At 62.7% G+C, this 12,690-nt stretch carries 9 protein-coding genes; 2 read left to right on the top strand and 7 right to left on the bottom strand.

The features are described from left to right. Positions 1-2: 2 nt before the first annotated feature. Genes araG through AB9N64_RS00660 form a run of 6 tightly spaced genes read right to left on the bottom strand, consistent with a single transcriptional unit; the run spans position 3 to position 7,330 of the window. Positions 3-1,505, bottom strand: coding sequence for an L-arabinose ABC transporter ATP-binding protein AraG (gene araG / locus AB9N64_RS00685; protein WP_093114189.1), 1,503 nt, complete (start codon positions 1,503-1,505; stop codon positions 3-5). Beyond that, a complete protein-coding gene (locus tag AB9N64_RS00680) occupies positions 1,502-2,488 on the bottom strand; it encodes a substrate-binding domain-containing protein (RefSeq protein WP_038449809.1) in 987 nt (328 codons plus the stop codon). Before AB9N64_RS00680 ends, araG begins: the two co-directional genes overlap by 4 nt. A 39-nt stretch (positions 2,489-2,527) precedes the next feature. Continuing rightward, entirely contained in the window at positions 2,528-3,391 is an 864-nt protein-coding gene (locus tag AB9N64_RS00675; RefSeq protein WP_038449806.1) for an SMP-30/gluconolactonase/LRE family protein, read from the bottom strand. Between the two features lie 16 nt (positions 3,392-3,407). Beyond that, positions 3,408-4,988, bottom strand: coding sequence for an aldehyde dehydrogenase (NADP(+)) (locus AB9N64_RS00670; protein WP_288857410.1), 1,581 nt, complete (start codon positions 4,986-4,988; stop codon positions 3,408-3,410). 10 nt (positions 4,989-4,998) lie between these two features. After that, on the bottom strand, positions 4,999-5,991 hold the full coding sequence (gene araD1 / locus AB9N64_RS00665) for an AraD1 family protein (protein ID WP_014718070.1): 993 nt from the start codon (positions 5,989-5,991) through the stop codon (positions 4,999-5,001). 16 nt (positions 5,992-6,007) lie between these two features. Further along, on the bottom strand, positions 6,008-7,330 hold the full coding sequence (locus AB9N64_RS00660; RefSeq protein WP_003190554.1) for an MFS transporter: 1,323 nt from the start codon (positions 7,328-7,330) through the stop codon (positions 6,008-6,010). Between the two features lie 191 nt (positions 7,331-7,521). On the opposite strand from AB9N64_RS00660, the gene AB9N64_RS00655 reads away from it, so the two are divergent. Then, positions 7,522-9,258, top strand: coding sequence for an IlvD/Edd family dehydratase (locus AB9N64_RS00655; protein ID WP_019817288.1), 1,737 nt, complete (start codon positions 7,522-7,524; stop codon positions 9,256-9,258). Between the two features lie 48 nt (positions 9,259-9,306). After that, on the top strand, positions 9,307-10,029 hold the full coding sequence (locus tag AB9N64_RS00650) for a FadR/GntR family transcriptional regulator (RefSeq protein WP_003190551.1): 723 nt from the start codon (positions 9,307-9,309) through the stop codon (positions 10,027-10,029). Positions 10,030-10,520: 491 nt separating this feature from the next. Here AB9N64_RS00650 and AB9N64_RS00645 read toward each other — a convergent pair whose 3' ends face one another. Then, positions 10,521-12,650, bottom strand: a complete 2,130-nt coding sequence (locus AB9N64_RS00645) for a TonB-dependent siderophore receptor (RefSeq protein ID WP_371359842.1) — start codon at positions 12,648-12,650, stop codon at positions 10,521-10,523. Positions 12,651-12,690: the final 40 nt, after the last annotated feature.

The following is a 12,690-nucleotide window of genomic DNA, read 5'->3' as shown; positions in this document are numbered from 1 at the left end:
TCTCAGTTCGCCAGGCCGCGTGGCAAGGCCAGCTGCAGCAGGTTGGATTCAGTCGCGTGCTCGCGCAGTTGTTCGCCGCGCAGGGCGCCTTCGCACAGCACCAGGATGCGGTCAGAGATGCCCATCACCTCCATCAGGTCGCTGGACACCACGATCACCGCAATGCCACTGGCCGCCAGGTTATGGATGATCTGGTAGATCTCCGACTTGGCGCCGATGTCGATACCGCGAGTGGGTTCGTCGAGCAGCAACACCTTCATCGGCATCGACAGCCAGCGGCCAAGAATGGCTTTCTGTTGGTTGCCGCCGGACAGGTACAGGATCTTCTGCGCCGCGTTCGGCGTTTTGACCCGCATCGCCTGGATCTGTCGGTCGGCGTTGCCTTTCTCCCAGCCTTCGCGCAACAGCCAGCCAAAGGTGGAATGGGCGCCACGGGCGCTGATGTTGATGTTTTCAGCGACGCTGCCCAGCGGGATGATGCCCTCTTTCTTGCGATCCTCCGGACACAGCAATACCCCGGCGGCGATGGCGTCCCGGGGTGAGCGCAGTTGCAGCGCGTGCCCGCACAGTTCCAGGCTGCCGGCACTGGCGCGCTCTAACCCACTGAGCAGGCGAAACAGCTCGGTACGCCCCGCGCCCACCAGCCCGAACAGGCCCAGGATCTCGCCCTTGCGCACCTGGAAACTGATCGGCTCACGCAGGCCCGGGCCGAGCAAGCCGTCCACCTTGAGCGCCACTTCGCCTTGCTCGCGCGGGCGGTAATCGTAGATGTCCTGAATATCGCGACCGACCATGCAGGTCACCAACTGGTCGTGAGTCAGCGTGCTCATGTCCTCGAAAGTACGCACGTAGCGGCCGTCCTTGAACACCGTCACTGCGTCACAGATACGGAACACTTCTTCCATACGGTGCGACACGTAGAGCACCACTTTGCCCTCGTCGCGCAGGCGCGTGATGATCGCCATCAAGCGGTCGATTTCCCGCGCCGATAAACTGCTGGTGGGTTCATCAAAGGCGATCACGTTGGCGCCGCGAGACAGCGCCTTGGCGATTTCCACCAGTTGGCGCTGGCCCAGGGACAGGCGCCCGAGTTTCTCGTCGGGGTCGATTTCATCGGCCAGCCCCTTGAGACACGCCAGGGCCTGCTTACGCAGCAGGCTCCGGTTGACCACGCCAAAGCGCGTGGGCAAATGCCCGAGGAACAGGTTCTCGGCCACGCTCATTTCCGGCACCAGGTGCAGCTCTTGGTGAATCACCGCCACACCGCTGGCGATGCTGTCGGCGGCGCATTTGAAGGCCATGGTCTGCGCGCCGATCTGCACCGTGCCGCTGGACGGAATGTAGGCGCCGCCGAGGATTTTCAGCAGCGTCGACTTGCCTGCGCCGTTCTCGCCCATCAGCGCGTGCACCTGCCCGGGGTGGGCGGTGAAGCAAATGCCGTCCAGCGCCTTGACCCCGGGAAAGGTCTTGCCGATGCCGTCAAACCGCAGGGCCGCAGCGGTCATTTCCACAGCCCGATCTTGGTCAGTTCCGCCTGGAAGTTTTCACGGGTGATCAGCGTCACTTCGTCCATGGCCGTGTATTTCGGCGGCTCGGTGCCTTGGGTAACCCACTCGTACATCATCTCAGCGGTTTTGTAGCCTTCAATGTGCGGGCTGGGCAGCATTGAGCCGAAGAAGCCGCTGTTGGCTTTCTTCAATTCGCCGATGGCGTCGGTGCCATTGATGCCGATACCGATCACGTTGGCTGCGGCGAAACCGGCACTTTCGGTGGCACGCACGCCGCCGAGCACGGTGTTGTCGTTCATGCCGCCGATGATCAGGTTCTTCGCCCCACTCGGCAGCTTCACCAGGGCCGAGTTGGTGGCGTCCATGCTGCCAGGTACGTCGAGGGTTTTGAGCGCGGCGGTGAGGATGTGGTCCTTGGGAATCCCGGCCTCCTCCAGGGATTTGATCGAGCCGTCGGTGCGTTTCTTGCCGGTGTCGAGTTCGTTGAAGGTATTGATCACCGCGTAGGTGTCCTTCCAGTCCCAACCGCGTTTTTTCGCTTCGGCGGCCATGGCGGCGCCCTGCTTCTGGCCCACCTCAAACGCGGCCATGCCCAGGTACGGCACGTCTTCCATGAAGTTGCCCTTGGCATCGACAAAGCGGTCATCCACGGCCATCACTTTCAAACCGTTGACCTTGGCTTTGGCGACAATCGCAGGGCCCAGGGACACGTCCGGCGGGCAGATCACGAAGCCTTTGGCGCCGTTGGCGGCCAGGCTGTCGATGGCCGAGAGGGTTTTCTCGCCGTCGGGCACCGCGATCTTGATGAGTTTGAAGCCTTTGTCCTGGGCGGCTTTTTCCGCAAACGCCCACTCCGTCTGGAACCAGGGCTCTTCGGCCTGCTTGACCAGAAAGCCGATCTTCACGTCTTCAGCGGATACGATGCTGCTGAGGCTGCTTAACGCAACAGCGGCAGCCAGAACGCGTAGAACCTTTTTCATGAACGACACCTCTTGTTGTTGTTTTTTTAAGTCTTGGGTTTAACCGGCGAAACGATGGCAAGGCTTGCCAGGAACATCGACTTCAATGGCCAATACCGCACCATCAAGGGGGTGATCCAAGGGACTCGCCGCGCTGGTGATGTACAGCGTGGTGAGCTCGGGCCCACCGAACACGCAACTGGTGGGACGGCTGACCGGCAGTTCGATTATGCGATCCACCTCACCTGAAGGCGTCAGACGCAGCAGGCAACTGCCGTCCCAGCGCGCATTCCAGATGTAGCCGTCGGCGTCCATGGCCGAGCCATCCGGCCCGCCGCGTGTGTGCGGCCCGAACCAGGCCTGGGCGGCACCGAGTTGACCGTCAGCCTGGATCGAATGCTGATAGAGCGTGCCGTCCATGCTGTCGCCGAAATGCACCTGGCTGCCCTCCTCGTTCCAGAGCAGGGTGTTGGGAATGCCCAGGCCCGCCAGCAACGGCGTGACCCGCGCATCGGCATCGATGCGAAACAGGCCACCGGAGCGCCGGGTAATCGGCAGGTCTTCGCCCTGCTCGCCGATGTTGTTCTGCATGGTGCCCAACCACAGCCGGCCCTGGGCATCGCAGCGTGCTTCATTGCCGCGGTTGCCCGTTTGCGGGTCGGCTACGCACAGCAGGGTCAAGGCTTCGGTGGCCAGGTCCAGGCGATATACGCCGCTGCTCAAGGTCACCAGCGCATCACCGCTTTGACAGGGGATGAACGCCGAGACGTGCTCAGGCAATTGCCACACCTGCAACTGCCCACCCATCAGACGCAGCGCCTGGCGGGCGGCGATATCCACCCAATACAGGGCCTGGGTCGGTACATCCCAGAACGGCCCTTCGCCCAACCGGGCACGGTGCGGGGTGACTGCGCTCAACGACATGAAGCCTCCTGATCAGTTACAGCGATTCGCGCGATGGCGTGCCATTTACCAGGCGCTGAATACGCAAGGGGTTGGCGTTTTTCAACGCGTCGGGCAGCAGGCTATCAGGGTAGTTCTGGAAGCACACCGGGCGCAGGAAACGGTCGATGGCCAGCGTGCCGACCGAGGTGCCACGGGCGTCGGAAGTCGCCGGGTACGGCCCGCCGTGAACCATGGAATCGCACACCTCCACGCCAGTGGGGTAACCGTTGAGCAGGATGCGCCCGACTTTCTGTTCCAGCAGCGGCGTGAGTTCGGCGAACTGTTGCAGGTCGGCCGGTTCGCCGATGAGCGTGGCGGTCAATTGCCCGTGCAGCCCCTGCAGGGCGGCGCTGAGTTGGGCCTGATCGGCCACTTCGACGAACACCGTGGTGGGGCCGAACACTTCCTCTTGCAGCACTTCGTCGCCGTCAATCAACAGACGTACATCCGCCTTGAACAGTTGCGGTTGCGCCTGGTTGCCCGATTGCGCACTGCCCGCCAGATGCTGGATGCCCGGGTGAGACCGGAGTTTTTCCAGGCCCTTGCCGTAGCTGCCCAGGGTGCCGGCATTCAGCATGGTTTGCGCCGGTTGCTCGCCGATCAATTGCGCGACCTGCTGAGTGAACGCGGTGAACGCAGGCGAAGCGATACCGATCACCAGACCTGGGTTGGTGCAGAACTGGCCGCAGCCTTGCACCACCGAGGCGGTCAGGTCGCGGGCGATGCTCTCGGCGCGGGCGTGCAGCGCCTGGGGCAGCACGATCACCGGGTTGATGCTCGACATTTCGGCAAACACCGGGATCGGTTGCGGGCGCGCCGCGGCCATGTCGCACAGGGCGCGGCCGCCTTTGAGTGAGCCGGTAAAGCCCACCGCCTGGATCGCCGGGTGCTTGACCAGCGCCTCACCGACGCCGCCGCCAAAAATCATGTTGAACACGCCGGCCGGCATCTCGGTGGCCTCGGCGGCACGAATGATCGCATCGGCCACGCGCTCGGCGGTCGCCATGTGGCCGCTGTGGGCCTTGAACACCACCGGGCAACCGGCGGCCAATGCAGCCGCCGTGTCACCGCCGGCGGTGGAGAATGCCAGGGGGAAGTTACTGGCACCAAAGACCGCCACCGGACCGAGGCCGATGCGGTATTGGCGCAGGTCTGGGCGCGGCAACGGCTGGCGCTCTGGCAGGGCCTTGTCGATACGCGCGCCGTAGAAGTCACCGCGGCGCAGCACGGTGGCGAACAAACGCATCTGGCCGCTGGTGCGCCCGCGTTCGCCTTTGATGCGTGCGGCCGGCAATGCGGTTTCGCGGCAGACCAGTTCGACGAAGTCATCGCCCAAGGCGTCCAGCTCATCGGCCACCGCATCCAGAAACTGCGCACGTCGTGCGGCGCTCAAGGCGCGATAGGCCGGGTACGCCTGGGCCGCGGCCTGGGCGGCGGCGTCCACTTCCTGGGCGGTGGCCTGGTAGAAATCCTGGGGCAAGGCTTCGCCGGTGGTGGCGTCGATGCTTTGCAGCTTAGTGCTACCGTTGGCGCTGCGCTGGCCGCCGATGTAGTTGTGGCCGAGGAACGGGGTCATGTTGATCTCCTTAAAGGGGGGTGACTTGGCCGGGTTCAAATGCCGCATCGCTGCTGCCGATACCGTTGATCAACGGCGCGCCGAATTCAGCCTGGCTGATCTCGAACACATCGCCCGGCTGGGTACGTATACCGTCGGCGAATGACAAGGTGGCGGTGCCGAAGAAGTGAATGTGCACATCACCCGGCTTGAGGAACTGGCTGTATTTGAAGTGGTGGTATTCGAGGTTTTCCAGGCTGTGGCACATATTGGCCTCGCCACTGAGGAATTCGTTCTGCCAGATGACCTCGCCGTTGCGCAGGATGCGGCTGGTGCCCGCCAGATGCTCGGGCAGTTCGCCCACGCGCAGCTCCGGGCCGTAACTGCAACTGCGCAGCTTGGAATGGGCCAGGTACAGGTAATTCTTGCGCTCCATCACATGGTCGGAGAACTCGTTGCCCACCGCAAAACCCAGGCGATAGGGCTTACGGTCATGCCCGATCACATAGAGGCCACCGATTTCTGGTTCTTCGCCGGCATCTTCGGCAAACGGCGGCACCGGGAAGGCCTGGCCCGGGCGCACTACGATGCTGCCATCGCCTTTGTAAAACCACTCCGGTTGCACACCGGCCTGGCCGGCGCCTGGTTTGCCGCCCTCCACGCCCCATTTGAAGATGCGCATGGTGTCGGTCATCGCGCTGTCGTCGCCGGCCTGCTGGTGCATCTTGTCGCGGGCCGAGGCACTGCCCAGGTGGGTGAGGCCGGTGCCGCTGATCAGCATGTGGGCCGGGTCGGGGTGGTCCAGCGGGGGCAGGATTTTGTGGTCCGCCAACAAAGCGGTGTAGTCATGGCTGGCGCCCAGGCCGAGGGCTTGCACCTGTTGCTGCAACTTGCCGCCGGCTTCGATGGCGGCCAGCGCCAGTTCACGCACGCTGTGGGCGCCGCGCACTTCGCGTACCTGGTTGCCTTCTACCACGCCGACGCGGCGCTCACCGTTGCTCAACTCGAACTGAACTAAACGCATGCAGGTTCTCCTGGATTTAAGTGCGTGTGGCGCCACGGGCGCTGGCGGCGAATTGGTCGACGGGCAGCACGTGCTTGCGTTCCAACAAGCGGTAGACCACGAGGGTCAGCAGCAACCCGAACACCATCACACCGGATAAGAAATACAAGCCTGAGGCCAAGTTGCCGGTGTACTCCTTGAGCGCACCGATCACGAACGGGCCGATATAGCCGCCGAGGTTGCCCACCGAGTTGATCAAGGCAATACCGGCCGCCGCACTGGCGCCGGCAAAGAAGCGCCCCGGCAGGGTCCAGAACACGGCGGTGCAGGAAAACATTGCAAACGCCGCCAGGCACAGCGCGGCCATTTGCAGCACTGGCACCGTGAGCCAGGCGCTGCAGAACAGGCCGATGGCGCCCAGCACATAGAGCACGGCGAGATGGCCGTAACGGTCGTTCAAACGGTCGGAACTGCGCGGGATGATCAACAGGCCGATGATGCCGAAGATATAGGGCACGGCGGAGATGAAGCCGGTGGTAAGGTCGCTGCCGCCAAACTGCTTGATCAGGGTCGGCAGCCACAGGCCGAGGCCGTAGATGCTCAGGGTCACCGGCAGGTAGAACAGCGCCAGCAACAACACGCGCTTGTCCTTGAGCGCATGCAAGGGGTTGCCATGGCGTGTCTGGCCGTAGGCTTGCAAGTCTTTGTGCAGCTCGCCGGTGAGCCAGGCTTTTTCTTCCTCGCTCATCCAGTTGACCTTCTGGGGGCCGTCCGGCAGGTAACGCAGCACCGGCCAGGTCAGCAGGATCGCCGGGGTACCGATCACGATAAACAGCCACTGCCAGCCATGCAGGCCGAGAATGCCGTCCATGCCGAGCAGACCGCCGGACACTGGACCTGTGATCATCATTGCAATCGGTTGGGAGAGGATGAACAGCCCGAGGATCTTGCCGCGATGGCGCACCGGGAACCATTGGGTGATGTAGTACAGCACGCCGGGGAAGAACCCCGCCTCCGCCGCGCCCAGCAGAAAACGCATCACATAGAAGCTGTGCGGCCCTTGCACGAACGCCATGCCGATGGTGATGGCGCCCCAGGTGATCATGATGCGCGCAAACCAGCGCCGCGCGCCGAAGCGGTCGAGCATCAGGTTGCTGGGAATCTCGAACAGGAAATAGCCAATGAAGAACAACCCGGCACCGAGGCCATAGGCGGCGTCGCCGATGCCCACGTCAGCGCCCATGTGCAGCTTGGCGAACCCTACGGCGGAACGGTCCACGTAGGCGATCAGGTACAGCAAGATCAGGAAGGGAATCAGTTTCAGCGTGATGCGCCGAATAAGCCGCAGTTCCTGGCTCATGGGGTCGATCTCCGATTGTTGTTTTTATAGAAGCTCGGGGGACGCCTCTGACGAAATCCGCCAGGGCCATACCTCAGTTACGACCGACTATATAGTATGACTATTTGCAAAACAACACTTCCAAAGCGGCGATTTTGCGCTTATGTTTAAGCACGCATAGAACATATAGTCATACAATAAGAGAATCGATCATGCCTGACAAAAAGCCCGGCCTACGCTCTGCCCAGTGGTTCGGTACTGCCGACAAGAACGGCTTCATGTACCGCAGCTGGATGAAGAACCAAGGCATTGCCGACCATCAGTTCCATGGCAAGCCGATCATCGGCATCTGTAACACCTGGTCGGAGCTGACGCCGTGCAACGCGCACTTCCGTCAGATAGCCGAACACGTCAAGCGTGGCGTGATCGAGGCCGGAGGCTTCCCGGTGGAGTTCCCGGTGTTTTCCAATGGCGAATCCAACCTGCGCCCTACCGCCATGCTCACGCGCAACCTGGCGAGCATGGATGTGGAAGAAGCGATTCGCGGTAATCCGATTGATGGCGTGGTACTGCTCACCGGCTGCGACAAGACCACCCCAGCGCTGCTGATGGGCGCCGCCAGTTGTGATGTGCCGGCCATCGTGGTCACTGGCGGGCCGATGCTCAACGGCAAGCACAAGGGCCAGGACATCGGCTCGGGGACGGTGGTGTGGCAGCTCAGCGAACAGGTCAAGGCCGGCACCATCACCCTGGATGATTTCCTCGCGGCCGAGGGCGGCATGTCGCGTTCGGCGGGCACCTGCAACACCATGGGCACGGCCTCGACCATGGCCTGCATGGCCGAGGCGCTGGGCACGTCCCTGCCCCACAACGCGGCGATCCCGGCGGTGGATGCACGGCGATATGTGCTGGCGCATATGTCCGGTATGCGTGCGGTCGAGATGGTGCGCGAAGACTTGAAGCTGTCGAAGATCCTCACCAAAGAAGCGTTTGAAAACGCGATTCGCGTAAACGCAGCCATCGGCGGTTCGACCAACGCGGTGATCCACCTGAAAGCCATCGCCGGGCGCATCGGCGTGGAGTTGGACCTGGATGACTGGACCCGCATCGGGCGCGGTATGCCGACCATCGTCGACCTGCAACCCTCGGGGCGCTTCTTGATGGAAGAGTTCTACTACGCCGGCGGCCTGCCCGCGGTGCTGCGTCGCCTGGGTGAGGCCAACCTGATCCCCCACCCGAACGCCTTGACGGTCAACGGCAAGTCCCTGGGCGAGAACACCCAGGATTCGCCGATCTACGGCCAGGACGAAGTGATCCGCACCCTGGACAACCCGATCCGCGCCGACGGCGGCATCTGCGTGCTGCGTGGCAACCTCGCGCCCCTGGGTGCGGTGCTCAAGCCTTCGGCAGCGAGCCCCGAACTGATGCAGCACCGTGGCCGCGCCGTGGTGTTCGAGAACTTCGACATGTACAAGGCACGCATCAACGACCCGGAGCTGGACGTGGATGCCAACTCGATTTTGGTCATGAAAAACTGCGGCCCCAAGGGTTACCCCGGCATGGCCGAAGTCGGCAACATGGGCCTGCCGGCCAAGCTGCTGGCCCAGGGCGTGACGGACATGGTGCGCATTTCCGATGCGCGCATGAGCGGCACCGCCTACGGCACCGTGGTGTTGCACGTGGCCCCGGAAGCCGCTGCCGGCGGGCCGTTGGCAACAGTGAAGGAAGGTGACTGGATCGAACTCGATTGCGCCAATGGCCGCCTGCACCTGGACATTCCAGACGCCGAGCTGGCAGCGCGCATGGCCGACCTGCCCCCAGCACAAAACCTCATCGTCGGCGGCTATCGCCAGCTGTACATCGACCATGTGCTACAAGCCGACCAAGGCTGCGACTTTGACTTCCTGGTGGGCTGTCGCGGGGCAGAAGTCCCACGGCATTCCCACTAATTGGGATGCTATGATGCGGCGAATCTAAGCCAGAGCCTGCCCGTCGTTATGGATCACCAGCCGCCCAAGCCGCGCAAGAGCCAGCATGCCCAGATCGTTCAGGATCTGGGCATGCACATCGTTTCCGGTCGTTTCAAGCCTGAAGAACGCTTGCCCATGGAAGCTACGCTGTGCGAGGAATACCAGGTCAGCCGCTCGGTATTGCGCGAAGCCACGCGGGTGCTCAGCGCCAAGGGCCTGGTGTATTCCAAGCCACGGGTGGGCGCGGTGGTGCGGCCACGCTTGAAATGGCACCTGCTCGACCCGGACGTGCTGTCCTGGTTGATGCAGTCCACGCCCCACAGCGAGTTCTTCAACACCCTGGCCGGGGTGCGCCGCATCCTCGAACCGGAAATCGCCGCGATGGCCGCGACCACCGCCACCGATGAAGACATCGCCACTATCGAACACGCCTACCAAGGCATGGAAACCGCCAAGACCCACGAGGAGCTGTTGCAGGCCGACCTGGACTTCCACCGTGCGATTGCCGACGCCACCCGCAACGACCTGCTCGCCTATATGTGCAACATGCTCTCGCTGCCGTTGCGCGAGTCGATCAACATCACCAACCGCCGTCCGGATATCCAGGGCCTGAGTCTGCCTCGGCACAAAGCGATCCTCACGGCGATCCAGAACCGCGATGCCCTGGGTGCGCGGCATGCGTCGCTGGTGCAACTGGATGACACGCGGGTCGCGCTGGACACGGTGATGAATGTGTTGACGCCGTTGTAACCCCGCGTCATTCCTGACTGTTAACTTTCGCCCAGCTCACGATGCGAAGCGAGCCGCTCGTGCTCTTGCTCTGCTTTTAATCTTGATCTTAGGCGCCCCCCCCAAATCACTGGCGGATTACGGGCACACCGAGCCTAGGCGAGGTGCCGAGTGGTGGGGCAAGAGCCCTTTTGGTTACTTTTGGCTGGGCCGGCATTCCGGGCTCTTTTCCAAAAGTGACCCGCTGTAAAAGCGGAACCCTGAGCAGCCGTTACCGCAGGAATGGATACGTACTCGGTCTGACACCCTGTGTCGGCTGGCAGGCCGCCATCGCAGGCAAGCCAGCTCCCACAGTTGGATTGCGGGGCGTCAGGTAGAAATGCGTCGGCTGGCAGGCCGTCTTCGCAGGCAAGCCAGCTCCCACAGTTGGAACGCGGGGCGTCAGGTAGATAGGCGCCGTGGCGGGAGCAAGCTCCCTCGCCACAGGCCCTGCGTGGTACCGCAGCTGTTCATCACAGGGTGTAGGCGATGCCCACCTGCACAGTTCGCGGTGCACCGGGGTAAGCGTAGATATTGCCGAACGCGCCCTCTTCATATTCACGGTTGAACAGGTTCTTCACATCGAGGTTCAAGCGCACACGCTCATTGACCTTGTAGTAACCGAGCAGGTCGACCACGGTATAGGCGTCCATGGAGAATGCCGTATTGGCGGTCTGGCCGGCGCGCTGGTCGATGTACTTGCCGCCGGCGCCCAGGCCCAGGCCTTTGAGCGCGCCGTCCTGGAACTCGTAGACGTTGAGCAGGCTGAAGCTGCTGCGCGGGATGTTCATCAAGCGTGTGCCGGAGCGCAGAGTGTTATCACGGGTGACTTCTGCATCTACATAGGCGTAACCGCCGATCACGCGCCATTCGGGCGTGAGGTTGCCCGCCACATTGAGATCGAAGCCCCGACTGCGCACCTGGCCGGCCGCAACACTGAAGGTATTGTCCACGGGGTCGGTGGTCAGCACGTTCTTCTTCTCGATCTGATAGATCGCCGCATCCACGCTCAACTGCCGGTCCAGCGCCTCCCACTTGATGCCCATCTCATAGGACTTGCCTTTCTCCGGCGCAAAACCACCACCTTCGCGGCTGGCGCCAGTGTTGGGTTTGAACGAACGTGCGGCGTCAGCATAGACCGCGACGGTGTCGGTGAGGTCGTAGATCACACCCACGCGCGGGGTGACGGCGTTGTCGGCGGCCTGCCAGCTTTTACCTACATAGTTGTGGTAGTCATGCTCGAAACGCTCGAAGCGGGCACTGGCCAGTACTTTCAGCCGTTCAGTGAGGGCGACCTGGTCCTGTACGAAAGCGGCGTAGGTCTTGAGGTTTTCCTTATCGTGGGTCGGCGTTCGGGTCAGCGCCGGACGCGTTTGGCCGTACACAGGGTTGAAGATGTCGACCGGGTAAGTGCCCACCTCGTCGCTTGAACGTTGAATGATCGACTTATAGTCGTAATCCTCGTACTCGATACCGGTAAGCAAGGTGTGATCGAACCCGCCGGTGGAGAAGTGCCCGGTCAGGTTGAGCTGATAGTCCTTGTCGGTCCATTCCAGCTTGCGGTAGTTGAAGTTGCGTTGCAGGGTCTGGCCATCGGCGCCCAGGCTACCCGGCCCATTGGCCTCAATGGCGTTGCCCTTCAGGCTGCCGTCCAACCATTGAAAACCGCCGCCCAGGGTCCAGTTGTCGTTAAGCACGTGCTCGAAACGCAACTGCGCCATGTTGTTGTCGTTGTGCAGCTTGCCGGCATCCTTGTCGCCCCAGAACGTATCGCGCGAGGGGGTGCCACGCTGGTTGGGGAAACGCGTCAGGCCGCGGTCCAGCGGGTGGTTGTTGCGCATGAAATCGCCTTCGAAGGTCACCTTGGTGTCATCGGTGGCCTGCCAGGTGATCACCGGCGTCACGCCGTAGCGTTCCGTCTCGACGTGATCGCGGAAGGTGTCGCCGCCCTCGCCCACCACGTTCAGGCGATAGGCCAGGCGGCCTTCCTCGTCCAGCGGGCCGGAGGCATCCAGGGTGCCGCGCTTCATGCCCTGGTCATTGAGCTGGCTGCCCAGGGTGACGGTGCGTTCAGCCAGCGGCTGCTTGGACACCACGTTGAAGGTACCGCCTGGGTCGCCACGGCCGTAGAGCATGGTCGCAGGGCCGCGCAGCACTTCAAGACGCTCGATGGTGTTGGCGTCCGGCATGTTCGGGTAACCCCGGTTGATCGGGAAACCGTTGCGGTAGAACTCGCCGGTGGTGAAGCCGCGAACGGTAAAGGTGGTCAGGCCCTGGCCGCCGAAATTGTTGGCGCGGCCCACGCCGCCCGCGTAATCGAGGGCATCCTGCAGGCGCGTTGCACCGAGGTCTTCGACCACGTCCTTGGACACTACGCTGATGGACTGTGGAGTTTCATGAATGGCGGTGTCGGTGCGCGTCGCACTGGCTGAACGTGTGGCGTGGTAGCCCTGCACGGGGCCTTGGGCCGACTCAAGGTCCGCGGTGGCGGTGACATTGGTCGCTTGCAGCTCGATACTGGCGTTCTCGGCAGGTGCCTGCTCTGCCCACGCGAAGGGGGAAAACGCCTGGAGCACACAGATGGAAATCAGGGTACGACGCATGGGTGTAGAACCTAGTGAATGAGCCAGATGGGACGGCAAA

This window comes from Pseudomonas sp. KT_2_4, from assembly GCF_041410225.1.
In the GTDB taxonomy this organism is placed as follows: domain Bacteria; phylum Pseudomonadota; class Gammaproteobacteria; order Pseudomonadales; family Pseudomonadaceae; genus Aquipseudomonas; species Aquipseudomonas paracarnis.
This window is presented reverse-complemented; position numbering and strand designations above follow the sequence as displayed.